At 60.3% G+C, this 24,430-nt stretch carries 21 protein-coding genes and 1 pseudogene; 15 read left to right on the plus strand and 7 right to left on the minus strand.

Annotated features, from left to right (window positions below; translation table 11 throughout):
- Window positions 1-2 precede the first annotated feature (2 nt).
- The 4 genes from OU997_RS14100 to hrpA all read left to right on the plus strand — a co-directional run bounded on the left by OU997_RS14100 (window position 3) and on the right by hrpA (window position 7,108).
- Window positions 3-1,838 carry a GldG family protein gene (locus OU997_RS14100; protein ID WP_108487109.1) on the plus strand — a complete coding sequence of 612 codons (1,836 nt, stop codon included), beginning with the start codon at window positions 3-5 and terminating at the stop codon, window positions 1,836-1,838.
- Between the two features lie 430 nt (window positions 1,839-2,268).
- A complete protein-coding gene (locus OU997_RS14105; RefSeq protein WP_108487110.1) occupies window positions 2,269-2,457 on the plus strand; it encodes a 4-oxalocrotonate tautomerase in 189 nt (62 codons plus the stop codon).
- Window positions 2,458-2,695: 238 nt separating this feature from the next.
- Complete coding sequence (locus OU997_RS14110) at window positions 2,696-2,905, plus strand: cold-shock protein (RefSeq protein WP_090251540.1); 210 nt, start codon at window positions 2,696-2,698, stop codon at window positions 2,903-2,905.
- Window positions 2,906-3,040: 135 nt separating this feature from the next.
- On the plus strand, window positions 3,041-7,108 hold the full coding sequence (gene hrpA / locus OU997_RS14115) for an ATP-dependent RNA helicase HrpA (protein ID WP_267807157.1): 4,068 nt from the start codon (window positions 3,041-3,043) through the stop codon (window positions 7,106-7,108).
- A 176-nt stretch (window positions 7,109-7,284) separates the two neighbouring features.
- Here hrpA and OU997_RS14120 read toward each other — a convergent pair whose 3' ends face one another.
- The 4 genes from OU997_RS14120 to OU997_RS14135 form a co-directional block, all read right to left on the minus strand.
- Window positions 7,285-8,022: a hypothetical protein gene (locus OU997_RS14120; RefSeq protein WP_267807158.1), complete on the minus strand. Its 738-nt coding sequence runs from the start codon at window positions 8,020-8,022 to the stop codon at window positions 7,285-7,287.
- A 580-nt stretch (window positions 8,023-8,602) separates the two neighbouring features.
- On the minus strand, window positions 8,603-10,033 hold the full coding sequence (locus OU997_RS14125) for an IS1182 family transposase (protein WP_267807159.1): 1,431 nt from the start codon (window positions 10,031-10,033) through the stop codon (window positions 8,603-8,605).
- A gap of 95 nt (window positions 10,034-10,128) precedes the next feature.
- Window positions 10,129-11,457, minus strand: coding sequence for a sensor histidine kinase (locus OU997_RS14130; protein WP_267807161.1), 1,329 nt, complete (start codon window positions 11,455-11,457; stop codon window positions 10,129-10,131).
- Window positions 11,454-12,149 carry a response regulator transcription factor gene (locus tag OU997_RS14135; protein ID WP_267807163.1) on the minus strand — a complete coding sequence of 232 codons (696 nt, stop codon included), beginning with the start codon at window positions 12,147-12,149 and terminating at the stop codon, window positions 11,454-11,456. Before OU997_RS14135 ends, OU997_RS14130 begins: the two co-directional genes overlap by 4 nt.
- A 175-nt stretch (window positions 12,150-12,324) precedes the next feature.
- On the opposite strand from OU997_RS14135, the gene dsbD reads away from it, so the two are divergent.
- The 5 genes from dsbD (at window position 12,325) to OU997_RS14160 (ending at window position 18,116) form a co-directional block, all read left to right on the plus strand.
- Window positions 12,325-14,085: a protein-disulfide reductase DsbD gene (dsbD, locus tag OU997_RS14140; protein ID WP_267807165.1), complete on the plus strand. Its 1,761-nt coding sequence runs from the start codon at window positions 12,325-12,327 to the stop codon at window positions 14,083-14,085.
- On the plus strand, window positions 14,085-14,894 hold the full coding sequence (locus tag OU997_RS14145; RefSeq protein ID WP_267807166.1) for a TlpA disulfide reductase family protein: 810 nt from the start codon (window positions 14,085-14,087) through the stop codon (window positions 14,892-14,894). The genes dsbD and OU997_RS14145 overlap by 1 nt, the downstream gene beginning before the upstream one ends.
- Window positions 14,895-14,923: 29 nt before the next feature.
- Complete coding sequence (gene dsbG, locus OU997_RS14150) at window positions 14,924-15,667, plus strand: thiol:disulfide interchange protein DsbG (RefSeq protein WP_267809914.1); 744 nt, start codon at window positions 14,924-14,926, stop codon at window positions 15,665-15,667.
- Between the two features lie 118 nt (window positions 15,668-15,785).
- Window positions 15,786-16,535 (plus strand): 3-oxoacyl-ACP reductase family protein, encoded by a 750-nt coding sequence (locus OU997_RS14155; RefSeq protein WP_267807167.1) that lies wholly within the window; start codon window positions 15,786-15,788, stop codon window positions 16,533-16,535.
- 150 nt (window positions 16,536-16,685) lie between these two features.
- Complete coding sequence (locus OU997_RS14160; protein WP_267807159.1) at window positions 16,686-18,116, plus strand: IS1182 family transposase; 1,431 nt, start codon at window positions 16,686-16,688, stop codon at window positions 18,114-18,116.
- Between the two features lie 369 nt (window positions 18,117-18,485).
- On the opposite strand, the pseudogene OU997_RS14165 reads toward OU997_RS14160, so the two are convergent.
- A pseudogene (locus OU997_RS14165) lies at window positions 18,486-18,875 on the minus strand (phosphoadenosine phosphosulfate reductase family protein); the annotation flags it as partial.
- Between the two features lie 24 nt (window positions 18,876-18,899).
- Between OU997_RS14165 and OU997_RS14170 the strand changes: the two are divergent.
- The 3 genes from OU997_RS14170 (at window position 18,900) to OU997_RS14180 (ending at window position 20,691) form a co-directional block, all read left to right on the plus strand.
- Complete coding sequence (locus tag OU997_RS14170) at window positions 18,900-19,145, plus strand: cyclophilin-like fold protein (protein ID WP_267807169.1); 246 nt, start codon at window positions 18,900-18,902, stop codon at window positions 19,143-19,145.
- 142 nt (window positions 19,146-19,287) lie between these two features.
- Window positions 19,288-19,983, plus strand: coding sequence for a tRNA (adenine(22)-N(1))-methyltransferase (locus OU997_RS14175; protein WP_324288895.1), 696 nt, complete (start codon window positions 19,288-19,290; stop codon window positions 19,981-19,983).
- Window positions 19,984-20,199: 216 nt separating this feature from the next.
- Window positions 20,200-20,691, plus strand: coding sequence for a hypothetical protein (locus OU997_RS14180; RefSeq protein ID WP_267807170.1), 492 nt, complete (start codon window positions 20,200-20,202; stop codon window positions 20,689-20,691).
- Window positions 20,692-20,746: 55 nt separating this feature from the next.
- On the opposite strand, the gene OU997_RS14185 is transcribed toward OU997_RS14180, so the two are convergent.
- Window positions 20,747-21,451, minus strand: a complete 705-nt coding sequence (locus OU997_RS14185; RefSeq protein WP_267807172.1) for a glutathione S-transferase N-terminal domain-containing protein — start codon at window positions 21,449-21,451, stop codon at window positions 20,747-20,749.
- Between the two features lie 135 nt (window positions 21,452-21,586).
- Between OU997_RS14185 and OU997_RS14190 the strand changes: the two genes are divergently transcribed.
- Together OU997_RS14190 and OU997_RS14195 are read left to right on the plus strand one after the other, a co-directional pair.
- Window positions 21,587-22,024 carry an HIT family protein gene (locus tag OU997_RS14190; RefSeq protein WP_108487115.1) on the plus strand — a complete coding sequence of 146 codons (438 nt, stop codon included), beginning with the start codon at window positions 21,587-21,589 and terminating at the stop codon, window positions 22,022-22,024.
- A gap of 93 nt (window positions 22,025-22,117) precedes the next feature.
- Entirely contained in the window at window positions 22,118-22,543 is a 426-nt protein-coding gene (locus OU997_RS14195; RefSeq protein ID WP_108487116.1) for a 3-isopropylmalate dehydratase, read from the plus strand.
- A 25-nt stretch (window positions 22,544-22,568) separates the two neighbouring features.
- On the opposite strand, the gene OU997_RS14200 is transcribed toward OU997_RS14195, so the two are convergent.
- Complete coding sequence (locus tag OU997_RS14200) at window positions 22,569-23,471, minus strand: LysR family transcriptional regulator (RefSeq protein WP_267807175.1); 903 nt, start codon at window positions 23,469-23,471, stop codon at window positions 22,569-22,571.
- Window positions 23,472-23,612: 141 nt separating this feature from the next.
- Here OU997_RS14200 and OU997_RS14205 point away from each other — a divergent pair, with 141 nt between their 5' ends.
- A complete protein-coding gene (locus OU997_RS14205) occupies window positions 23,613-24,371 on the plus strand; it encodes an SDR family NAD(P)-dependent oxidoreductase (protein WP_267807177.1) in 759 nt (252 codons plus the stop codon).
- Window positions 24,372-24,430 lie beyond the last annotated feature (59 nt).

Here is a 24,430-nt window from a genome sequence, read left to right on the forward strand (position 1 = left end):
CCATGAAAAAGCTGATGGTTTCCAGCGCCGGGCTTGCACTCATTGCCCTGGCGTTTCTTGCCTTCAACCTGTTCTCCAGCGTCAGCCTCAGTGGCGTACGTCTGGATCTGACCGAGCAGAAGCTCTACACCCTCTCCAGCGGCACCGAGCAGATTCTCGCCGAACTGGACGAGCCGGTGGAGCTGAACTTCTTCTACTCCGACACCGCGACCAAGGACCTGCCGGCGCTGCGCACCTATGCCAAGCGCGTCGAGGAAATGCTCAAGGCCTACCAGCGCGAGGCCGGTGACAAGCTCAAGCTGACGATCATTGATCCGGCGCCGTTTTCCGAGGACGAAGACAAGGCCGCTGAGTTCGGCCTGCAGGGTATTCCACTGCAGCAGGGCGGCGACTCGATCTACTTCGGCCTGGCCGGCAAAAATGCCGAAGGCCAGACCCAGGTGATCCCGTTCTTCGCCCTGGATCAGGAAGAGTTCCTCGAATACGAACTCAGCCGTCTGGTGCAGAGCCTGGCCAAGCCCGAGCGGCCGGTGGTCGGCGTATTGTCTGGCTTGCAGGTCAATGGTGGTTTCGACATGGCCGCGCGTCAGCCGACACCGGCCTGGATGCTGATCGAGGAAATTCGTCAGCTGTTCCAGATCGAAAGCCTCAAGCGCGATGTCGACCTGATCCCGGAAAAGGTCTCGGTGCTGCTGCTGATCCACCCCAAGCAGCTGCCCGAGCAGACCCTGTATGCGATTGACCAGTTCGTCCTGCGCGGCGGCAAGTTGCTGACCTTCGTCGATCCGTTCAGCGAGGCCGATAACCAGGCCGAAATGCCCGGCGAGATGGTGGTCGACAAAGCGTCCGACCTGCCCGCACTGTTCAAGGCTTGGGGCTTGCGCATGGTGCCGGACCAGGTGCTCGGCGACGGTTCCTACGCCATGTCGGTGAGCATGGGTGAAGGTCAGCGTCCGGTGCGTCACGCTGCCTGGCTGAGCCTGCCGAAAAACGCCCTGGACAAGGACGACATCAGCACCGCCTCGCTGGAAACCATCACGGTGGCCACCGCCGGCATGCTGGAACCGCTGGACGGCGCGAAAACCCAGTTCATCCCACTGGTGCGCAGCTCGCAGTACGCCATGCCGTTTGATGTCAAACGCTTCGGCATGCTGGCCAACCCGGAAGAGCTGATCCGCGAACTCAAACCCACCGGCGAGCGCTACACCCTGGCGGCGCGCATCAGTGGTCCGGCACAAACGGCCTTCCCTGATGGTATCGAGGGGCAGAAGGATGGCCTCAAACAGGCCGATAACATCAACGTGATCGTTGTGGCCGACACCGACATGCTCACCGACCGCATGTGGGTGCAGGTGCAGGATTTCTTCGGCCAGCGCATCCCGCAGCCGTGGGCAGACAACGCCGGCTTTGCGATCAACGCCCTGGACAACCTGGCCGGTTCCGAAGCCCTGATCAGCGTGCGTTCGCGCGGTCGCTTCACCCGGCCGTTCGAGGTGGTGGACGCCATTCAGCGTGAGGCCGAGGTCAAGTTCCGCGAGAAGGAACAGGCCCTGCAAACGCAACTGGCCGATACCGAGCAAAAACTCGCCGCCCTGCAGCAGAGCGAGGACCCGAGCAAAACCCTGGAACTGACGCCCGAGCAGCAAGCCGCGGTGCAGCAGTTTGTGCAGCAGAAACTGGCGATCCGCAAGGAGTTGCGCGATGTGCGTTACCAGCTGAATGCCGATATCGAGGCCCTGGGCAGCACGCTCAAGTTCCTCAATATCGCCCTGGTGCCGCTGGTGCTGACCCTCGGCGTGCTGGCACTGTGGCTGTGGCGTCGGCGCAAGCACGGCTGATTCCGTTAGTGCCTGCAAAGGGCCGCTTGATGCGGCCCTTTGTTTTTGTGCTTCTTTATGAACCGTGTGGGAGGGGCTTTCGGCTCTGGCATCCTGCTTCGCGATCCACAGGGATGTGGTGAATGCCGCAGACCCGCCGGGAGCGGGTGCGGCCTACCTCCTGCATCCATGCAGTCGCAGCCGCGATAAAAGCGATTAAAAGCCCGCCGCTAAAGCGCCTCCCACGCTATTGCCACTCTGTCTCTGTAGGCGCGGGCTTGCCCGCGATCAAGGCCATAAAGCATCGCGGCCAAGGCGGTAATTCAGGGTCTAAGCGCAGTGCAGCCAAAAACCGCAACTCACGCCATAATGCCCCTCGCGCCTATGCGCCAAGCGGATCGCCGTGACCGATCTAACCAGTCCTGCTTCACCTGTCTTGAGGATTAATTAGATGCCGACTCTCCTGGTCAAAATATTCGAAGGCCGCAGCGATGAGATCAAACGCGAGTACGCCAAAGCCCTGACCGACGCGTCGACCAACGTGCTTGGCTGCGATGCCAGCGCGGTGGATGTGATCTTTGAAGAGGTCAAAAAAGGCGACTGGGCCACTGGTGGTGTGATGTGGTCTGAGCGCGACTAGTCGGCTTTCACCTCGGCACATGGTGATGGGTTACGCCGCTGTGCGGCTAACCCATCCCGCGCCCGCCTTTCCACCTTATGAATATCGCTGCATAGCTTGTCCTGTATGGCCTGTAGCCTTCCTGCAAAAAGTGCTTTTCAGTCATAAACGCTGTTTTATACTCGGCTTTCGGTGATGGCCGGGCACTCGCCTGCAGGCCGCGCCAAACAATAAAAACTGCACGCTGGAGATACAGGTAATGGCTGAGCGCGAGACAGGCACCGTCAAGTGGTTCAATGATTCCAAGGGTTATGGCTTTATTCAGCGCGAGAGCGGCGCGGACGTGTTTGTGCATTTCCGTGCGATCCGTGGCGAGGGCCATCGCACCCTGCTCGAAGGGCAGAAGGTCGAGTTCGCCGTGACCCAGGGGCAGAAGGGCTTGCAGGCTGACGACGTGTCCGCCGTTTAAGCCCATTCCCTCAGTAGAAAGCCCATCGCCGATGGGCTTTTTGCTTTCTGCCCTTCGGTCGTTTTCCCCTAGGCAAAAATGCGACAATCGCCGCCTTCCTGCTCTTCCCCTTGACTCCACCCCCGCGATTACCCGATGACCGACGCCACGCCCGCTTTTGATCAACTGCTGAAAAACCTCGACCAGACCCTGCTGGGCGATCGTCCTCGTCTGCGCCGTCAGTTGCAGGAGCTGCGCAAGCAAACGCCGGTGGACGAGGCCAAGCTGGCGCAATGGCTGCAGCGCTTTGAGGCGTCCAAGGCCAAGGTCGAGGCGCGCCGTTTGAGCGTGCCGACCCTGCGCTACGACGACGCGCTGCCAATTGCCGCCAAGCGCGATGAAATCAAAGCCGCCATCGCCGGGCATCAGGTGGTGGTGATCGCCGGGGAAACCGGATCGGGCAAAACCACCCAGTTGCCGAAAATCTGCCTGGAGCTGGGCCGCGGTGTGCACGGGCTGATCGGCCACACCCAGCCGCGCCGCCTGGCTGCGCGCAGTGTGGCCACAAGGGTGGCGGAAGAAATCGGCACGCCGCTGGGCGAACTGGTCGGCTATCAGGTGCGCTTCGAGGACCAGAGCAACGAGCGCAGCCTGATCAAATTGATGACCGACGGTATCCTGCTGGCGGAAACCCAGCACGACCGCTACCTGGAAAAGTACGACACGATCATCGTCGACGAAGCCCACGAACGCAGCCTGAACATCGACTTTCTGCTGGGCTTTCTGAAAACCCTGCTGGTGCGCCGGCCTGATCTCAAGCTGATCATCACCTCGGCGACCATCGATTTGCAGCGCTTCTCCGAGCACTTTGGCGGCGCGCCGATTGTTGAAGTGTCCGGGCGTACCTTCCCGGTGGACACCTGGTACCGGCCGCTGGCCGCCGAGCAGGATGAAGACGGCAACCGCGTTGAGGAAGACCTCTCGGTCGATCAGGCGATCCTCGCCACGCTGGATGAAATCAGCGCCTTTGAAAAGGCCGAAGGCAAACGCCCCGGCGATGTGTTGGTGTTCTTGCCCGGCGAGCGCGAGATTCGCGACGCTGCCGAGGTGCTGCGCAAAGCCAACCTGCGCCTGACCGAAGTGTTGCCGCTGTATGCGCGCCTGACCCCGGCCGAGCAGCAGAAGATTTTTGCGCCCATGGGCGCGCGCAAAATAGTGCTCGCCACCAACGTCGCGGAAACCTCGCTGACCGTGCCGGGCATCCGCTATGTGATCGACAGCGGCACGGCACGCATCAGCCGCTACAGTTACCGCGCCAAAGTCCAGCGCTTGCCGATTGAGGCCATCAGCCAGGCCAGCGCCAACCAGCGCAAGGGCCGTTGCGGGCGGGTCGAGCCGGGCATCTGCATCCGCTTGTACAGCGAGGACGATTTCAACGGTCGCCCGGCCTTTACCGACCCGGAAATCCTGCGCACCAATCTGGCGGCGGTGATTTTGCAGATGCTTCATCTGCGCCTTGGTGAGATCGACGCCTTCCCCTTTATTGAGCCGCCGGATGGCAAGGCCATCAGCGACGGTTTCAACCTGCTGCAGGAACTCTCGGCGGTCAGCCGCGAAGGTCAGCTCACGCAGTTGGGTCGCCAGCTGGCGCGCTTGCCGGTGGACCCACGCTTGGGTCGCATGGTGCTGGAAGGGGCCAAGCAGGGCAGCCTGGAGGAAATCCTGATCATCGCCAGCGCGCTGTCGGTGCAGGATGTGCGCGAGCGCCCGTCCGACCGCCAGCAAGCCGCCGACCAAGCCCACGCGCAGTGGAAAGATGTCGATTCCGACTTCGCCGCCTTGATTAACCTGTGGCGCGGTTTTGAAGAACAGCGTCAGGCCCTCGGCTCCAGCGCCCTGCGCAGTTGGTGCCGGAAGAACTTCCTGAATTATTTGCGCCTGCGCGAATGGCGCGACGCGCACCGTCAGCTGGTGCTGATTAGCCGTGATTTGCAGCTGTCTTCAGGTGACAACGCGAAGGGTAGGAGCCAGCTTGCTGGCGATTCGGGCGCTCAGGCAACTAAGCCTTCGAGCCCAGAAAGTCATCGCCGCAATGCCACACCCCAGCTCTCCGCTGCGCAGAAAGAAAAAGAGCTGGCCGAAAAAGACCAGGCCGCGCAAAAAGCCAAAGGCTACGCCGCCGTGCACAAGGCAATTCTCGCTGGCTTGCTCAGCCAGATCGGCCAAAAGACCGAAGACGGCGATTACCTCGGTGCTCGTCAGCGGCGCTTCTGGGTGCATCCGTCCTCAGTGATCGGCCGCAAGAAACCCAGCTGGCTAATGGCTGCCGAACTGGTGGAAACCACCAAGCTGTTCGCGCGTATGGTCGCCAAAATCGAACCGGACTGGATCGAGCCGCTGGCCGGCCACCTGATCAAGAAAAACCATCTGGAACCGCACTGGGAGAAGAAGCGCGGCCAGGTTGTAGCCTTCGAGCAAATCAGCCTGTACGGCCTGATCGTGGTCGGTCGCCGTCCGGTGCACTTCGGTCCGGTTGATCCCGTGGCCTCGCGCGAGCTGTTTATCCGCGAGGGCCTGGTGGGTGGCGAGATCAACTCGCGCGCCACGTGTCTGACGGCCAACCGCCAGCTGCTGGAAAAACTCGACGAGCTGGAAGCCAAGGCGCGCCGGCGTGACATCCTCGCCGACGAGGAAACGCTGTTCGCTTACTACGAGGCGCGCTTGCCGGCGAACATCTACCAGAGCGCCACCTTCGACAGCTGGTACAAAACGCAAAGCGCCAAGAATCCGCAGCTGCTGCTGATGCGTGAAGAGGATGTGTTGGCCCGTGATGCCAAGGAAGTCACCGCCGCGCAGTACCCGGACACCCTGCGCCTGGGTGAACTGACCTTGCCGCTCACCTATCACTTTGAGCCCAATCACCCGCGTGACGGCGTGACCCTGCGCGTGCCGGCGCCGCTGTTGCCGCAACTGCCGCCCGAGCGGCTGGAGTGGTTGGTGCCAGGGCTGCTGGAAGCTAAATGCATGGCCCTGGTGCGTGGTCTGCCCAAGGCGCTGCGCAAGAACTTTGTCCCCGTGCCGGACTTTGTCGGCGCTGCTTTGGACAAGATCAGTTTTGCTGATGGCAGCCTGCCCGAGGCTCTGGGCCGCGAGTTGACGCGCATGACCGGTGCACGCGTGAGTGACGAGGCGTGGGCCGAGTCCGCCGCGCAGCTCGAAGGCCACCTGCGCATGAACATCGAAGTGGTCGACAACCAGGGCAAACCCCTGGGGGAAGGCCGCGATTTGGCCGAGCTGACCGCACGCTTTAGCGAAGCCACCCAAGCCGGTTTGGCCTTGCCGAAAACCGCCAAGAGCCAGCAACCGGTGGAAGCCAAGGCCTTTAGCGAAGTGGCGGCCAAGACTCAGCAGCAGGTCGCCGGCCTGTCCATGACCGTTTACCCGGCGCTGGTGGAAGAGGGCGGCGTGGTCAAGGAAGGGCGCTTCCCGACCCTGGCCGAAGCCGAATTCCAGCATCGCCGCGCCCTGCAGCGTTTGCTGCTGCAACAACTGGCCGATCAAGGTAAATGGCTGCGCGGCAAACTGCCGGGGCTGACCGAGCTGGCGCTGCTCTATCGCGAGCTGGGCCGCGTTGACGCGCTGGTTGAAGACATCCTGCTGGCCAGCCTCGACAGCTGCATCCTTGAAGGTGCTGAGCCGCTGCCGCGTGACGGTGCTGGCTTGGCCGCCCTGGCCGAACGCAAACGCAGCGACTGGACCACTGAGGCCGAGCGCCTGGCCAAACTGACCCTGGAAATACTCAAACTCTGGCACGGCCTGCAGAAGCGCTTCAAAGGCAAGATCGACCTGGCCCAGGCCATGGCGCTCAACGACATCAAGCAGCAGCTGAGCCATCTGGTGTATCCCGGTTTCGTCCGCGAAACCCCGGCGCAATGGCTTAAAGAAGTGCCGCGTTACCTCAAAGCCATCGAACAACGCCTGGACAAGATTGGCGGCCAGGTGCAGCGCGATCGCGTCTGGAGCGGCGAGCTGGCCGGCTACTGGGAGCAGTACCAGGCGCGCCTGGCCAAACACAACCAGGAAGGCAAACGCGACCCACAACTGACGCTCTACCGCTGGCTGCTGGAGGAATACCGCGTGTCACTGTTCGCCCAACAACTGGGCACCAAACTGCCGGTCTCCGACAAACGCCTGAGCAAACAGTGGAGCAGTGTTGAGACATAGTGGCTGAGTTGGTACGTGCGCTGGCGTTTAGCTACCGAAAGCGACACGGCTCTTCGTGGCCGCAAGCCTTAAACGTTCTGCGTCATTGCGGTCAAAGATCGCTCAGCGGGACGCCAGAGCATCGAGCGCAAGGGTGGATGTCCCTTAGGCATCCATCATTGCGTTGGTTGTCCGGGCTACTCGCTACTAGCTGGCATTTCCAAGCGAATGACTCGCCGTTGTTGAAGGTTGATGGGCGGCTCGAAGACCTCATGGTAGTGAGCCCTGGCCAGACGGCTTATCAGACCCATTCGTTCAGCCTGCGGTAGCAGCTCTTGTAACAACAGATGCAACTCCGGACGCGCTGGCGAGACGTAAAGAATGTGATCCTGCGTGTAGGTGAATGCCAGGTTCTGCTCCACCTCCAGATCGGCGTGCTGCATCCATTCGAGAGCTATTTCGTGAGCACCGCGGGGTAGATAGTCGATCCGCCGCGACTGTGAAGCCACCATGCGATAGAGCCGTTTCCAGTCACCATCAATGGTCGCCACCGGAAGGCCATTGGCCTTCCAGATGGCGCTATCCGCCCAGTCCTTGCCCATACCTGCCACATACTGCAGAGCGCGGAAGTCTTCCAGGTTCTGCACGGGGTCATACAGCGGCTGGCTACCTCTGGGAATGAACAAGATGCGCTTGTTAACAAGGTTGTCGGTCATATCCACCCGCACGGGCAGAAACCTGTGATCACGCTCGGCCGTCGGCCCAAGGAACAGTACGCTGATATCGCCACGTTGCAACATGAGTTCCAGACGCGTCGTTGGTAGATAGCCAAGCTCTCGCACATTGACAGGATGTGCCCCGAGTTCCAATGTCTGCTCGAGCACCTGACGGGTATAAACAACCGACTCAGTTATGCCGCCTAGGGTCAGTTGCACTGCGGTAGAAGCCTGCACCGGGCCAAGAAAGCAACCCAGCAGAAATAGCCCCAACGCCCGTATAGATGGCTTCGTGCGCAGGGCTGGACTTGCTCCGCGCAAATTTATTGTTTTTATTTTTATGACAGTTTTCCTTTTGCCAGCTACGTAGAGTTCTTTTCAGGTAAGTAGAGGGGTGGGTCAACCCATACCGGAGAGCGGGCCGAAGCCTTTGTTCGGTCACCGCACGTGATAGCCCTTGGCTTCATTGATGCGTGCCTGACCTAGTTGTAACGGTATATCAGGTAATGGCAGGTGGCCAGCATGGCTTCCTGAGTTGTTATGTAACCGAACTCCGCGCGTAGGGTGGATGTCGCTTTATCCATCCACCATTGCGATGGTTGTTAGGGCTACTTGCTGTTGGTATCGATAGGCAGTTAACGGCCCAGAGTGTGTAAAAACACTTTCGTAGCTTGGGTGCCGCAGCCCAGCGCTCCTGGACAGGCGATTGCCCAAGTATTTGCCACGATCACCACCGGTAACGTTCCAGAGCGTTTATAAAGCGCGTTAGCGCCTCCTAGCGCAACGAAAGCCGGGGTTTTTACGCCGCCATTGCCTCCAATAAGCCTGCGATGCCGATGATTTTCATCACACGCTTCAAGTTGTAGGCGAGCACATTCAGGCTCATCTCCGCGCTCACTCCAACCAGCTTGCGAGTCAGAAAATGCGTCGAGCCCATCCATTGTTTGAGCGTCCCGAAGGGATGCTCAACAGTCCGTTTTCGAACTTTCATCATCTCTGGTGCTTGGTTCAACCGGCGCTGCATTTCGTCCAGTACCGCCTCATGCTCCCAGCGTCGCACTCGCCGTTGCTTACTCGGCGTGCACTGCGTTTTCAGCGCGCAGCTCTGGCAATTCGAACTCCAGTAGCAGTGCATGTTTAGGCCTTTCTCTACGCTGGAAAACCGCCAAATAAGCGCCTCGCCAGCCGGGCAGGTGTATTCGTTTTTAACGGCGTCATAAATGAAGGCGTCCTTATTGAAACGCCCATCAGCCTTAGCACCTGAGGTCATCGGCTTGGGTACATAGGTGGTGATGCTGGCGTCGTGACAGGCCAAGATTTCTTCGCTTTTGAAATAGCCTCGATCAGCCACCACAGACAGCGTTTCTGAGGCCATAGCTTCCCGAGCTTGCTTCGCCATCGAGCTGAGCTGGTCACGGTCGGAACCGCTGTTGGTAACCTCGTGAGCAATGATCAAATGGTGCTGCGTGTCGACTGCCGTCTGTACGTTGTAGCCGACGATGCCGTTACCGCGCGTCATCATAGAGCGGGCATCCGGGTCGGTCAGTGAAACCTGTTTGTCTGACGATTTGTTGAGCTGAGATTCGATCCCCTGAAGCTCTTTCATCTGCGCTTTGAGCTTGGCTATTTTCTCTTCCAGGCTCGCAGCGTCTGACTCAGAAGCGCTAGGAACTTGCCGATCAGCAGCATCTAAAGTGGCCAAATAACGATTGATGCTCGACTCAATTTCTTCCATGCGCCGCTTCAGTTTGGCGCTAGTAAAATTACGGTCGCGGTTGTTCACCGCCTTGAATTTGCTGCCGTCGATGGCGACCAGGCTTTCACCGAACAACCCCAACTGCTGGCATAGCAAAACGAACTGGCGGCAAACGCCGCGAATGGCTTTGCTGTTGTCTTTCCGAAAGTTGGCGATGGTCTTGAAATCGGGCATCAAGCGCCCGGTCAGCCACATCAGTTCAACGTTGCGCTGAGCTTCTCGCTCAAGACGGCGACTCGATTGGATGCGGTTCAGGTAACCGTAGATATAGATCTTTAGCAGGACAGCGGGATGGTAAGCAGGTCTGCCGGTTTCGGCTGGAATGACGCCATCAAAACCCAGCGTGGCTAAGTCAAGCTCGTCGACGAAGACATCGACCACGCGCACCGGATTGGTATCGCTGACGTAATCGTCGAGGCTTTCGGGAAGTAAGGTGCTTTGACCTCGGTGTTCACCCTGGATAAACCGTTTCATGGGCGTCCCTTGCGCTGAGATTCTCGGAAATCATAGCAAGAGTTTACCGGTGCGTTTTTACACACTCTGGGCCAAAAGCGGACATTCAAGAGTGGCTACGAATCCAGGGGTGATCTAGGCACCAGAAAATTTACGCAGAGCCCGCTACCCGTGTTTACAAACTCAAGCTCGCAACCGCAACGCTCGGCAATCGCCTTGACGATGGAAAGTCCCAGTCCGCTACCTTCGCCGGTGGAGTTGCGCCAGAAGCGCTCGGTCAGCTGGGCGAGCTTGTCCGAAGCTACGCCTGGCCCCGAATCGCGCACGCTGAAACAAACTTTATCCCCACGCATTTGCACGATCAGGCTGACGGCAGTATCGGTAGGGGTATGGCGCTGGGCGTTATCAAGTAGGTTGCGCAAGGCGGCAATCGCCAAGGTTGGTGGCATCGCTAAAAGACGCTGCGCACTGGAGTCGAGTAACTGCAGTTCGATAGCTGGCTGACCCTGCTGATGAGTATCGCTGATGGCCATCTGCGCCACTTGTTCGGCACTGTATTGCAGGTTTTCGTCAAACGGCAGTCGACCCTCAACCCGCGCCAGGAGCAGCAACTGCTCTAGGGTCTGGTGCAGACGGTCGGCACCGGCTTCAGCGTTGGCCAGTGCCTGGCGGGCAGTTTCGCCTTCGGTCATGCCGGCCACTTGCAGGTGGGTCTTGATAGCGGTCAGCGGGCTGCGTAGCTCATGGGCGGCATCCTCGGTGAGCCGGCGTTCGCGCTCGATGGCCTGGGCGATACGCTTAAACAGCTGATTCTGGGTTGCTACCAGCGGTTGTAGCTCTTGCGGCAGGCCTTCGATTTGCAGAGGTTCGATACAGTCGGCACGACGCTGGGCCAGCGCCAGGCGGATGCGCTGCAGAGACGACAGCTCGCGACTGAGGCCAAACCAGAGCACCAACAAGCTGCCGACCAGGGCCAGAAGCACCGGAGCGGCGGCAGTCAGCAGGATGGAACGTTTGAGTGTGTCGCGTTCATCCAGGCGGTCTGCTGTGGTCACCCGCATGTCGCCTTCAACCAAGGTGAAGGTGCGCCAGGTTAGATCACCAATGGTGCGCTCATGGAAACCGCTTCCCACCACACCCAACGCACTGTCCGGTGCGGCGCGGCTGCTGGCGAGGATCTCGCCACGCACCGAGCTGATCTGGCAGGCGATGCCTTCGGGAATGCCTAGCTGCTCGGTGCTGAGTGGCGTTCCTGACTCCCCCTGTTGGGGTGACGGCAGCTGTGCCAGCAATCCTGCGACCATACGCGCTGATGAGGCCAGGCGCTGATCGAGTGAAAGGGTCAACTGATTACGCAGATCGAACAGCATCCACACAGCTGCCAGCGACCAGAGCAGCACAAAGGCGGAACCGAGGATAAGGGTCAGGCGTAGACGCAAACTCATGAACTGTTGCTCTCGTCAGAAGTGGTTGCATGCCCGGCTGGCCCCAGGCGGTAGCCCAGGCCGCGTACCGTCTCGACAATACCGTTGCCCAGCTTGCGGCGCAGGTGGTGGATATGCACGTTGAGCGCGTTGCTCTCGACATCACCGTCGAGGCCGTAGACCGCATCCTTCAGCTGTTCGCCGCTGAGCACTCGGCCTGGGCTCTGCAACAGCGCCTGCAGCAGCACTTGCTCACGGCGCGAAAGGTCGACCGGTTGCTCGTGCAAAAACGCCTGGCAGGCCACTGGGTCGTAACGCAGCGGGCCGTGCTCGACCTGCGGGCTGGCGCGTCCGGCGGCGCGACGCAACAACGCATGCAGGCGTGCGGCGAGTTCACGCAGGTCGAAGGGTTTGACCAAGTAATCGTCGGCCCCGTCCTGCAGGCCAGACACGCGGTCGGCTATTGAGTCACGGGCGGTCAGCAACAACACGGGCAGCGCCATACCACGCTGACGCAGCCGGCGCAGCAGGCTCAGACCGTCTTCGTCCGGCAGGCCCAGATCCAGCACCAATGCGTCGAACTCCACCGTGCGCAGCAGCGCCTCAGCCTCGGCCGCAGTCGCGGCGCGCATCACGCGAAAGCCCTGGGCGGTGAGCCCGGCCACGACGCCACTGGCGATCAGGGCGTTGTCTTCAGTCAGCAATATGTACATGAAACCAGTCCGTGGAGGAGTTTGAAGTATCCGTTGTCAGGATTAAGCCGCCGTTATCGCGGGGCACGAAATGATAACCGGCGACTGCAATTTGCGCCGATTATCACATCGTTAATCCTGACTTAACCGCCAACTGCGATCCTGCGCACATCGACATTCACAGACGTGGTTATGCATGCGCACGCTTCTACTGTTCTCTCTGATGTGGGCCTGGCTACTGCAGCCGGTACAGGCTTCCAGCTTTCCAATCAGCTCACTGCTGACGGGTAACAGCCAGCAGGCCGAATTCCTCCCCGCCGAGCAGGCGTTTGAGCTCAGCGTTGAACCGCAGGCCAATGGTGAAACCCTGCTGCGCTGGGATATCGCTCCCGGCTACTACCTCTACCAGCACCGCCTGCAATTCAACGGTCTGCCCGCCGGGGTTAAGCCCGAGCTGCCGCCTGGGCTGCCGTATAGCGATGAGTTCTTCGGTGACTCGCAGATCTACCGCGAACGCTTGGAGCTGATCCTGCCTGCTGGCAACACCGGCAGCATCCAGATTGGCTGGCAAGGCTGCGCCGATGCAGGGCTTTGTTACCCACCGCAGACCCAACAGATAGACCTGTCTGGTAGTGGTGCGACAAGCCAACCGGACTCCACCCTTGCTGAAGACCAGGCACTGGCTGGCGGTCTACAGAACCAGACGCTGGCCCTGAGCCTGCTGGTGTTCTTCGGTCTGGGCCTGCTGCTGGCGTTTGCTCCCTGCTCGTTGCCGATGCTGCCGATTCTCGCCGGCATTGTGGTGGGCAGCGGTGCCTCGCCGCGACGTGGCTTGGCACTGGCTTCGGCCTATGTGGTGAGCATGGCGCTGGTGTATGCCGCGCTGGGCGTGGTCGCAGCACTGATGGGCGCCAACCTGCAAGGCCTGCTGCAGCAACCTTGGTTGCTGGCCAGCTTTGCCGCGCTGTTTGTACTGCTGGCCTTGCCGATGTTCGGCCTGTTCGAGTTGCAGCTGCCGGCGGCCCTGCGTGACCGTCTGGAAAACGCCGGCCGCAAGCAGCAAGGTGGCAGCCTGATGGGTGCCAGCATGCTCGGCTTGTTCTCCGGTCTGTTGGTAGGCCCGTGCATGACCGCACCGCTGGCTGCCGCCCTACTGTATATCGCGCAGAGTGGCGACGCGCTGCACGGCGGTCTGGTGTTGTTTGCCTTGGGCCTGGGTATCGGTACGCCGCTGGTGTTGCTGGTCACCCTGGGTAATCGCTTCTTGCCAAAGCCAGGCGCTTGGATGGATCGGGTCAAGGTGGTGTTTGGTTTCCTGTTCCTGGTGACCGCGTTGCTGGTGATCCGCCCGCTGCTGGACGAGTCGGTCTGGCTGGGCCTATGGGGTGCACTGTTGATTCTGCTGGCCAGTGCCCTGCTGCAACTGGCGCGTCAGGTGCAGCAGCACACCAGCCTGAGCAAGGCGGCTGGGGCACTGCTGGGCCTCTGGGGCATGGCGATGCTGTTGGGTGCAGCCGGCGGTGCCAGCGACCCTATGCAGCCGCTCAAGGTTTATGCCGGCACGGGCGTTGCTGCAGCGCCGAGCGAACAGCACTTTATCGACCTGAACGAGCCGGCCGCGCTGGAGCGCGAGCTGGCCGCCGCCAAGGCCGAGGGCCAGTGGGTACTGGTGGATTACTACGCGGACTGGTGTGTGTCGTGCAAAGTCATGGAGAAAACCGTGTTCGGTAACCCCGAGGTGCAGGCCAGCCTGCAGGGCGTTCGCGTACTGCGCCCAGACGTAACCGAGAGCAACGCGGCAAGCCGCGCCCTGCTCAGCCGCTTTGAAGTGCTGGGCCCGCCCACTCTGCTGTGGATCGGCCCGAATGGTGAGGAGCGCCGCTCGCAGCGCATCACCGGCGCGGTGGATGCCGAGCAGTTTCTGCAGATATGGACGACTACCCAGGAGCGTGGTTGATGTTAACGATCAATATCGGGCCGCTGGCACTCAGCACCGCCCATGTGCTGTTGCTGCTCAGCCTGCTGCTGGCGACGTTTACCGGCTGGTACGTCGGCCGGCGCAGCGCGGTAAACCCCGAGAAACAGCTGTTTCGCTTGCTGCTGGTGGCCATGCTGGTCGCCCGAATGGCGTTCGTGGCGGTGTATTTCGGGCACTACCGCGAGCAACCCTGGCAGGTGTTGGATATCCGTGACGGCGGCTTTATCGCCTGGCCTGGTTTGTTGGCTGCCCTGCTACTGGGCGCCTGGCAGGCCTGGCGCACGCCAACTATCAGAACCTCGCTGGCCAGCGCACTAGCTGTCGGCGTAGTGAGCTGGGGCCTGGGCAGTCTGACCCTACACGGCCTGGAGCAAGGCACGCGTTTGCCAGAGCTTTCGTTCAGGGACAGTAACGGTGCCACTTTGGCGCTTGAGGACTATGTCGGCAAACCACTGGTGGTCAACCTCTGGGCCACCTGGTGCCCGCCTTGCCGCCGCGAAATGCCGGTACTGGCAGAGGCGCAACGCGATAACCCGGAGCTGACCATCCTGTTCGTCAACCAGGGCGAAGGCCAGGGTGTAGTTAACCAGTACCTGGCGGCAGAAGCTCTGGGGTTGGACAACGTACTGCTCGACAGCGGCGGCCGCCTGGGCCAGCACGTCGGCTCCATGGCCCTGCCCAGCACGCTGTTCTATGACGCCGAAGGTCGCCAGGTTAGCAGCCATCTGGGCGAACTCTCCCGCGCCAGCCTGGCTCGTGCGCTTGAAGTATTTAACAAGGAACAGTAACCGTGAAAAAACTGATCAATCTCCCCGTAATGATTTCAGCATTAACAATGCTGACCGTGCCCTTGTTGCATGCAGAGGATTGGCCCGAGCCGATCAAAGCCGTCGAAGCACGCGGCGCCGAAATCATTGATCGCTTCGATGCTCCGAGCGGCTTGCAAGGCTATGCCGCCCGCTACAACGGCCAGGGCGTCGCTCTGTACCTGACGGAGGATGGCCAACATGTGCTGGTCGGCAGCCTGCTCAATGCTAAAGGTGAAGACCTCTCGCGCCAGCCGTTGGACAAGCTGGTGTACGAGCCGCTGGGCAAGGAAATGCTCAGCAGGCTGGAGAACAGCACCTGGATCGTCGACGGCAGCGCCAAGGCACCGCGCATCATCTATATGTTCTCCGACCCCAACTGCCCTTACTGCAACATGTTCTGGAAGCAGGCGCGGCCCTGGGTCGAAGCTGGTGATGTGCAGATCCGCCACGTGATGGTCGGCATGTTGCGCCAGGACAGCGTCGAGAAGGCCGCAGCCCTGCTCAATGCCAAAGATCAGCAGGCGGCGCTGCATGAGCATGAGTCCGCCGGCAAAGCCAGCAAGCTGAAAGGTTTGAAGAAGATTCCAGTGACGATCCAGCAGCAGCTCGATAACAACCTTGGCCTGATGGCGGAGATGGGCGTAGCGGCTACGCCGGCGATTTTCTACCCGGACGAAAGCGGCCAGCTGCGCCAGCAGCGAGGGGCGCCAAGTCCCGATGTCCTCAAACAGATCATGGGGCCGCGCTCCTGATCGCAACATCGCGCGCTGAGCGGCTTCGGTCGATAATCCGAGCCCCAGGCGCGTGGCAATAGATTGCTCACACCTTAGTCAGACCGACTGACTTAATTTTTTGTAAAGGAGATACACCATGACAACTACCCAAACGCTGCAAGGCAAAGTGGCTTTCATCCAGGGCGGTTCGCGCGGTATCGGCGCAGCCATCGTCAAGCGCCTGGCCGCTGAAGGCGCGGCAGTGGCCTTCACCTATGTGTCCTCCGCCGAGCGGGCCAATGCCCTGGCCAGCGAAGTGACTGCCGCTGGTGGCAAGGCACTCGCCCTCAAAGCTGACAGTGCCGATGCAGCTGCCGTGCAACATGCTATCCGCACTGCGGTCGAGCACTTCGGCGGCCTGAATATTCTGGTCAACAACTCCGGCGTGCTGGCCTGGGGCAGCACCGAAGAACTGACTCTGGAACAGCTGGATCACACTCTGGCGGTCAACGTGCGCAGCGTGTTCGTCGCCAGCCAGGAAGCCGCCAAACACATGACCGATGGCGGACGCATCATCAACATCGGTAGCACCAACGCCGAGCGCATCCCGGTGGCCGGCGGCGCGGTATACGCCATGAGCAAATCGGCGCTAGTCGGCCTGGCCAAAGGCATGGCCCGCGACCTGGGCCCACGCAACATCACCGTGAACAATGTGCAGCCAGGCCCGGTAGACACTGAGATGAACCCAGCCGATGGCGAGGGGGCCGAGTTCCTGAAAGGCCTGATGGCGCTGGATCGTTTCGGTAAGGCAGAAGAAATTGCCGGCTTTGTCGCCTACCTGGCCGGCCCGGAAGCGGGTTACATCACCGGGGCCAGCTTGATGATTGATGGCGGCTTCTCGGCCTAACTGGTTTCGACTTGGGGCCAGCTAGCCGCTAGCCCCTTGTTGATTCTATTTTTCTGCTGCCTGGAATGTCCGCTTTTGGCCCAGAGTGTGTAAAAACGCACCGGTAAACTCTTGCTATGATTTCCGAGAATCTCAGCGCAAGGGACGCCCATGAAACGGTTTATCCAGGGTGAACACCGAGGTCAAAGCACCTTACTTCCCGAAAGCCTCGACGATTACGTCAGCGATACCAATCCGGTGCGCGTGGTCGATGTCTTCGTCGACGAGCTTGACTTAGCCACGCTGGGTTTTGATGGCGTCATTCCAGCCGAAACCGGCAGACCTGCTTACCATCCCGCTGTCCTGCTAAAGATCTATATCTACGGTTACCTGAACCGCATCCAATCGAGTCGCCGTCTTGAGCGAGAAGCTCAGCGCAACGTTGAACTGATGTGGCTGACCGGGCGCTTGATGCCCGATTTCAAGACCATCGCCAACTTTCGGAAAGACAACAGCAAAGCCATTCGCGGCGTTTGCCGCCAGTTCGTTTTGCTATGCCAGCAGTTGGGGTTGTTCGGTGAAAGCCTGGTCGCCATCGACGGCAGCAAATTCAAGGCGGTGAACAACCGCGACCGTAATTTTACTAGCGCCAAACTGAAGCGGCGCATGGAAGAAATTGAGTCGAGCATCAATCGTTATTTGGCCACTTTAGATGCTGCTGATCGGCAAGTTCCTAGCGCTTCTGAGTCAGACGCTGCGAGCCTGGAAGAGAAAATAGCCAAGCTCAAAGCGCAGATGAAAGAGCTTCAGGGGATCGAATCTCAGCTCAACAAATCGTCAGACAAACAGGTTTCACTGACCGACCCGGATGCCCGCTCTATGATGACGCGCGGTAACGGCATCGTCGGCTACAACGTACAGACGGCAGTCGACACGCAGCACCATTTGATCATTGCTCACGAGGTTACCAACAGCGGTTCCGACCGTGACCAGCTCAGCTCGATGGCGAAGCAAGCTCGGGAAGCTATGGCCTCAGAAACGCTGTCTGTGGTGGCTGATCGAGGCTATTTCAAAAGCGAAGAAATCTTGGCCTGTCACGACGCCAGCATCACCACCTATGTACCCAAGCCGATGACCTCAGGTGCTAAGGCTGATGGGCGTTTCAATAAGGACGCCTTCATTTATGACGCCGTTAAAAACGAATACACCTGCCCGGCTGGCGAGGCGCTTATTTGGCGGTTTTCCAGCGTAGAGAAAGGCCTAAACATGCACTGCTACTGGAGTTCGAATTGCCAGAGCTGCGCGCTGAAAACGCAGTGCACGCCGAGTAAGCAACGGCGAGTGCGACGCTGGGAGCATGAGGCGGTACTGGACGAAATGCAGCGCCGGTTGAACCAAGCACCAGAGATGATGAAAGTTCGAAAACGGACTGTTGAGCATCCCTTCGGGACGCTCAAACAATGGATGGGCTCGACGCATTTTCTGACTCGCAAGCTGGTTGGAGTGAGCGCGGAGATGAGCCTGAATGTGCTCGCCTACAACTTGAAGCGGGTGATGAAAATCATCGGCATCGCAGGCTTATTGGAGGCAATGGCGGCGTAAAAACCCCGGCTTTCGTTGCGCTAGGAGGCGCTAACGCGCTTTATAAACGCTCTGGAACGTTACCGGTGGTGATCGTGGCAAATACTTGGGCAATCGCCTGTCCAGGAGCGCTGGGCTGCGGCACCCAAGCTACGAAAGTGTTTTTACACACTCTGGACCGAAACCTGGCCCTCGTCATTACGCCGTTTCTGGCTCGATACCCCTGAATATCCCCGTCCAGCTTGAACGCACTTCGCAAGTTAAATCCGCGCAACTTCGCAGATCGCGCCACCCGCACGGTGACACGCTGCAAACAAGCAGGCTGAGACTCCACGTCCCAGCCTGTCGTTAACCCAGCAATAGCCACGCAGTTGATGTTTCAACCACTTGCTAGAAATACCCCTCGATTTTCTTCTTCTCCATGGAGCCGTCCTGGTCGTGGTCGATGATTCGGCCTTGGCGTTCTGAGGTGCGGGTCATCAGCATTTCTTGAATGATTTGCGGCAGGTCGGTGGCGGTGGATTCCACGGCGCCAGTCAGTGGGTAGCAGCCCAGCGTGCGGAAGCGTACCCAGCGCGTTTCGATGCTGGCGCGCTGTTCGGCGCTCAGGTGCGGCAGGATGCGTTCGTCGTCGATGCAGATCCGCGTGCCGTGCAGTTCCGCCACCGGCCTTGGTGCGGCGCGGTAGAGGTCGACGATGTCGATGTTTTTCCGGTGGATGTACTGCCAGATGTCCAGCTCGGTCCAGTTCGACAGGGGGAGCACGCGCTGGCTTTCGCCCAGCGGTTACCGCTGACCTTGGACATGACCGAACTCAATGCCAACGAGACGTACGGCCTGCTCGCACAGGCCTTACCAACCCGCGCAGCGAGGCCCGGAGTACTCTACAACGGCGCTCTGATGGTGTATGGGGCCGATACGCTGGTGATCTTTTACCGAACGTTCAAATCGAGTTATCCCTACACCCGACGTGGGCGCGTCGATAAACCCGATACGCTCGCCGAAGCGCTGGGTCGCGACGATGTGACTGTCCATTTCTCTGCGCATTAGACGAACCCATCGTCGGTTTTGCGCGCATTAGCCTCTGGCACAGAGCGTTGGTCGCCGGGATTTGCCATGCATGGCGTTGCTCGACAGAATCGCGCTCCGCTTCGGTCAAAGGGCCGGGGGCGACGCTGAAAAGGGGCTGGAGTTGAACGAGCAGACATTGTCGATGCGCCTGGAGCGTGTGGCGGCGCATGTGCCGGCTGGGGCGCGGCTGGCTGATATTGGCTCGGATCACGCCTATCTGCCGGTAGCCTTGATGCGCCGTGGTGCCATTGAGGCTGCGGTGGCGGGGGAGGTGGCCCTGACGCCGTTTCAGGCGGCCGAGCGCAGCGTGCGCGAGCATGACCTGAGCCAACAGATCAGTGTGCGTCTGGCCGATGGTTTGGCGGCGATTGAGGCGGGCGATGCCATCACGGCAATCAGCATCTGCGGGATGGGCGGCGAGCGGATTCGCGACATTCTCGACAGCGGCAAGACACGCCTGACAGGCCAGGAGCGTTTGATTCTGCAGCCCAACGGCGGCGAACAGCCGCTGCGCCAATGGCTGATGGACAATGGCTACCGCATCCTCTGCGAGGAGGTGCTGCGGGAAAACCGCTTTGCCTACGAAATCATCGTGGCCGAACGCTCCGGCCCGGTGCTGTACAGCGCCGAGGAGCTGTACTTTGGCCCGCTGCAGATGCAGGCGCGCAGCCCCGCATTCCTGGCCAAGTGGCAACGCCTGCTGCGCTTGAAGCAGCAGACCCTGGCTGATTTTGCTCGGGCACGGCAGGGGGGGCCTGAGGCGAAAGTTCAGCAGGTTACCCAGCAGACGCAGTGGATTATCGAGTTGTTGGCCTAAGCTTGATGCTGGTGCTGTTGGGCGAGTGCGCCGGTCGTTGCAGCGCATATTGCCTCGCTTGTGGCGTTGCTCGGCCTCTGCTGACGAGGGCTTTAATCAGGTGACTCTGTGGATTTGCAACGCGTTGCCGACTAAGCCTGGCGGAGTGAATACAATGTGCTCCCGAATACCTTATGGGCCATGAAAGTGGCTGCGCCGGACAAGGAACTCAGCATCATGGCTTCCCCAGATAAACAGCAAAAACGCGCCCAACGTGCCAAAACCAAGGCCAAGCAGAACCGCATGGGCAAGCCCAAGGCCAATGTGGTGCACCCGCTGCTGGCTAATCCGTTGATCAATGAACCATTCGATGATGTTGAACTCGACCTGAGTACCTTTGACTTCAAAGACATCGAGGAAAACGGCTTCGACCCCGCGCATTTCGATGACCTGTTCCAGGCGATGAGGGTAGGTGAAGGCATCAGCCTGTTGGCGATGTGCCTGGTGTTTCTGCAATACCCGGTGTTGGAGCTGGTGGTTGCAGAAGAGGCGGAGGATGCGGCGACCGACTTTATGATGGGCCTGCTGATCGTCTATCGCGGCATGTTCCATGATGAAGACGAGGACGCAGCCGTGCTCTGGATCGGCAGTGATGCGTTCCAGAGCGCCTACAACGAAGCCTCGCTGATCCTGCAGAAGAAGAACGCTCGCAGCAACGCCCGCCTGTAGCAGGCGCATTGCTGCAGGTCATATGGTTTCAGGCTAACGGCCTGTGCCGTCTGAGTCAGCCGCGTGCCGGCAGGGCCAGGCCTTTGATCACCGCTGGGCGGGCTACAAAGGCATGCAGCACCCGCTGCACATTGCTGAAGCGCTCGAATTCCACCAGTTCGCCGGCCTCGTAGAAGCCCACCAGATTACGTACCCAGGGGAACACGGCGATATCGGCGATGCTGTAGTCCTCGCCCATGATCCAGCTGCGGCCTTGCAGGCGTTGTTCGAGCACGCCGAGCAGGCGCTGGGATTCGGCGACATAGCGGTCGCGCGGGCGTTTGTCCGGGTAGTCCTTGCCGGCGAATTTATGGAAGAAACCCAGCTGGCCGAACATCGGGCCGACGCCGCCCATCTGCCACATCAGCCACTGCAGGGTTTCATAGCGTGTGGCGGGGTCCTGGGCCAATAGCAGGCCGCTTTTCTCTGCCAGGTAGATCAGAATCGCTCCGGACTCGAACAGCGCCAGCGGTTTGCCACCTGGGCCGTTGGGGTCGAGGATCGCCGGGATCTTGTTGTTGGGGTTGAGCGAGAGAAATGCTTCGCTGAGCTGATCGTTCGTGTCGAAGCTGACCAGGTGCGGCTCATAGGGCAGGCCGATTTCCTCCAGCATGATCGAGGCTTTCACGCCGTTGGGCGTGGGCAGGGAATAGAGCTGCAGGCGTTCTGGGTGCTGGGCCGGCCATTTTTGCGTAATGGGGTAAGCGGAAAGATCTGACATGGACGCTCCGGGTTAAAGTGGCGAAAGGCGCAGGATAACGGTGATTGGCCATTTGGTCAGGTTGCAGGTTTTTCCCCGCGCGCAGAAATCGGTATGGTTGGGGCTATCTCAACACCCATCCACTGGAGAACACTGATGAGCCTGCACGGCGAATACGACAGCCAGAATATCTTTGCCCAGATTATCCGCGGCGATGCCCCTTGCTACAGGCTCTACGAGGATGAGGATGTGCTGGCCTTCCTCGATGTCTTCCCGCAGTCCTACGGCCATACGCTGGTCATCCCCAAACGTGCAGCCGCGCGCAATATTCTGGAGATCGATGCCGACAGCCTGGGCAAGGTGATGGCGGTGGTTCAGCGCCTCACCGGGGTACTGGTGGCCGAGCTGGAGCCTGCCGGGGTGCAGGTGGCACAGTTCAATGGTGCGCCCGCCGGACAGACGGTGTTTCACCTGCATGTGCATATCGTGCCGCGCTATACGGGCGAAGCGCTGAGCGTGCATGCCGGTGGCAAGGCCGAGCCGCAAGCACTGGCGGCCTTGCAGGCGCGACTGCTCAAACGCATTGCCGGCTAAACACGCAGTAACGCATTACTTGAGGCCGACTACGGCTAGGGCAATACTCACGCCTGTGTTCTTTGCTGTTCCCTGCGCCCATGGAGGGCTCTCATGCGAATGATTGGTGCCGTTTTACCGTTGTTGCTGTTGGTCGGTTGCTCGTCCTGGCAAGCGGCTCCCGAGGATGTCAAACCCGTGCCGGCTGATCGATTGTTGGGCTATCAGCAGCCGCTGGGGCAGGGCGGCCAGTTGCAGGTCAAGCGCGACTTCGGTGGCATGGGCGGCGGCTGCTATGTGGCGGTGCTGGTTGACCGCAAGGTGGCTGCCCGCATCGGCGTGGGTGAGCAGGTGCGTTTTCAGGTGCCAGTCGGCACGCGAGTGCTGAGCATTGGTATCGACGAGATGGACGACACCCTGTGTGGCATGGGCCGTCTGCGTCGGGAGCTGGCGGTGAAGGTTGAGCCGGGCTCGCAGCAGAATTTCCGCATCGTCAGCGATAACCGCAAGGGTTTCGACATCCTCCCAGTTACTCAGTAACGCGCAAGAAACCGGTGCCTGCCCGTCAGGTGCCGGTGTGCTCGGCCAGCAACGCTTCCAGCCACTGCATAAATACCCGCACCCGCTGCGACTGGTGACGGCGCTGGGCGAAGAGCAGGCTGATCGGCATGGGCGGCGGCAGATAATCCGGCAACACACTGTGCAGATGCCCACTGGCCAGCAGCTCGCTGACGCCAAGCAGTGGCGCCTGAATAATCCCCAGGCCGCCCAGGCACGCGCCTTCATAGGCATCGACGTTATTCACCGTGACATTCCCCGCCATCGGCAGCTGCTGCAGTACGCCGCCGGCCAGGTATTCGAATCCGCATGAGCGGCTGCCGAGCACCGGCACGTAATGGATCAGCCGATGCTCAGCCAGGTCATCAAGGCTCTGCGGCGTGCCGTGGCGCGCCAGGTAGGCGCCACTGGCGCAGTTGACCATAGGCAATTGGCCGAGCGGTCGTACGATCAGGCTGGGCTCGTTGACCACGCCGATGCGTAGCACGCAGTCGAAGCCTTCGCGTACCAAATCGACGCGCCGATCACTGCTGCTGATCTCCAGTTCGATGCCAGGGTGCTGCGCGATAAATTCCCCCAGCCGTGGTGCTACCAAGCGCCGCGCCAGGCCAGTGGGCATATCGATGCGCAGACGACCGCTGAGCTGCGTGCCGTTCTGACGGAACAGACCTTCCAGCTCATCCATATTGGCCAGCATGTCTTTGCTGCGCTCATACAGCACCAGGCCGTCCTGAGTCGGTTGCACCTTGCGTGTGGTGCGGTGCAGCAGACGGGTGCCGAGCAAGGCTTCCAGGCTTTGCACCTGCTGCGACACGCTCGACCTGGGCATGCCAAGGCTGTCGGCGGCCTGGGTAAAGCTGGCCAGCTCGCTGACGCGGACAAAGGTGCGCAGCAGTTCCAGGGTATTCATCGGCAGCAGCTCCACTGGATTGTTCGCGATTGATGATCAGTGTTTTCAGTTTTGCTGAGTTTATCCAGTTTAAATCGAGCAATAACCTGTGCTCACGGATTTCAACCACGGCACTGCTAGTCAACCAAAGGGAGCACGCACATGACCCGTAAAATCGCACTGATCACTGGCGCAAGCCGCGGCCTGGGGCGCAACACGGCCCTGCATCTGGCGGCGCAGGGCATCGACATCCTCGGCACTTATCACAGTCAGGCGGCGGATGCGCAGAGCCTGGCGAGCGAGATCGAACAACTCGGCGCGCGTGCGCTGATGCTGCAACTGGATGTCAGTCAGAGCAGCAGCTTTGCCGGATTTGCCGGCGCAGTGGCGGCGGGGCTGCAGAGCACCTTTGGCCGCAGTGATTTCGATTTTCTGATCAATAACGCCGGTATCGGCATCCACGCCAGCTTTGCCGAAACGACTGAGGCGCAGTTCGATCAGCTGGTGAAAATCCAGCTCAAGGGACCGTTCTTCCTCACTCAGCAACTGCTGCCGCTGATCGCCGAGCAGGGCCGCATCGTCAATATCTCCACCGGTCTGGCACGTTTCAGCCTGCCGGGTTACGCCGCCTATGCGGCGATGAAAGGCGGTATCGAAGTGTGGACACGTTACCTGGCCAAGGAACTGGGGCCGCGCGGTATCAGCGTCAACGTGCTGGCACCTGGTGCGATCGAGACCGACTTCGGTGGCGGCGTGGTGCGCGACAACAGTCAGGTCAACGCCTTTATCGCCGCCAATACAGCCTTGGGCCGGGTCGGCCTGCCGGACGATATCGGCGGCGCGATTGCCATGCTACTCAGTGATGGCGGCCGCTGGATTACCGGGCAGCGGATAGAGGCCTCGGGCGGTATGTTCCTTTGACACTGTTCGTCCTGTGATAGGGCTGGCTGCGTTTATCTGGCAGAGGCGTAGAATCCGCT

The organism is Pseudomonas sp. SL4(2022) (genome assembly GCF_026625725.1).
Taxonomy (GTDB): Bacteria; Pseudomonadota; Gammaproteobacteria; order Pseudomonadales; family Pseudomonadaceae; genus Aquipseudomonas.

What these genes read in the sequence shown, in the direction of transcription:
- OU997_RS14100 (WP_108487109.1), top strand. Translation starts at nt 3, where the DNA reads ATGAAAAAGCTGATGGTTTCCAGCGCCGGGCTTGCACTCATTGCCCTG.
- OU997_RS14105 (WP_108487110.1), top strand. Translation starts at nt 2,269, where the DNA reads ATGCCGACTCTCCTGGTCAAAATATTCGAAGGCCGCAGCGATGAGATC.
- OU997_RS14110 (WP_090251540.1), top strand. Translation starts at nt 2,696, where the DNA reads ATGGCTGAGCGCGAGACAGGCACCGTCAAGTGGTTCAATGATTCCAAG.
- hrpA (WP_267807157.1), top strand. Translation starts at nt 3,041, where the DNA reads ATGACCGACGCCACGCCCGCTTTTGATCAACTGCTGAAAAACCTCGAC.
- OU997_RS14125 (WP_267807159.1), bottom strand. Translation starts at nt 10,033, where the DNA reads ATGAAACGGTTTATCCAGGGTGAACACCGAGGTCAAAGCACCTTACTT.
- OU997_RS14130 (WP_267807161.1), bottom strand. Translation starts at nt 11,457, where the DNA reads ATGAGTTTGCGTCTACGCCTGACCCTTATCCTCGGTTCCGCCTTTGTG.
- OU997_RS14135 (WP_267807163.1), bottom strand. Translation starts at nt 12,149, where the DNA reads ATGTACATATTGCTGACTGAAGACAACGCCCTGATCGCCAGTGGCGTC.
- dsbD (WP_267807165.1), top strand. Translation starts at nt 12,325, where the DNA reads ATGCGCACGCTTCTACTGTTCTCTCTGATGTGGGCCTGGCTACTGCAG.
- OU997_RS14145 (WP_267807166.1), top strand. Translation starts at nt 14,085, where the DNA reads ATGTTAACGATCAATATCGGGCCGCTGGCACTCAGCACCGCCCATGTG.
- dsbG (WP_267809914.1), top strand. Translation starts at nt 14,924, where the DNA reads ATGATTTCAGCATTAACAATGCTGACCGTGCCCTTGTTGCATGCAGAG.
- OU997_RS14155 (WP_267807167.1), top strand. Translation starts at nt 15,786, where the DNA reads ATGACAACTACCCAAACGCTGCAAGGCAAAGTGGCTTTCATCCAGGGC.
- OU997_RS14160 (WP_267807159.1), top strand. Translation starts at nt 16,686, where the DNA reads ATGAAACGGTTTATCCAGGGTGAACACCGAGGTCAAAGCACCTTACTT.
- OU997_RS14170 (WP_267807169.1), top strand. Translation starts at nt 18,900, where the DNA reads ATGACCGAACTCAATGCCAACGAGACGTACGGCCTGCTCGCACAGGCC.
- OU997_RS14180 (WP_267807170.1), top strand. Translation starts at nt 20,200, where the DNA reads ATGGCTTCCCCAGATAAACAGCAAAAACGCGCCCAACGTGCCAAAACC.
- OU997_RS14185 (WP_267807172.1), bottom strand. Translation starts at nt 21,451, where the DNA reads ATGTCAGATCTTTCCGCTTACCCCATTACGCAAAAATGGCCGGCCCAG.
- OU997_RS14190 (WP_108487115.1), top strand. Translation starts at nt 21,587, where the DNA reads ATGAGCCTGCACGGCGAATACGACAGCCAGAATATCTTTGCCCAGATT.
- OU997_RS14195 (WP_108487116.1), top strand. Translation starts at nt 22,118, where the DNA reads ATGCGAATGATTGGTGCCGTTTTACCGTTGTTGCTGTTGGTCGGTTGC.
- OU997_RS14200 (WP_267807175.1), bottom strand. Translation starts at nt 23,471, where the DNA reads ATGAATACCCTGGAACTGCTGCGCACCTTTGTCCGCGTCAGCGAGCTG.
- OU997_RS14205 (WP_267807177.1), top strand. Translation starts at nt 23,613, where the DNA reads ATGACCCGTAAAATCGCACTGATCACTGGCGCAAGCCGCGGCCTGGGG.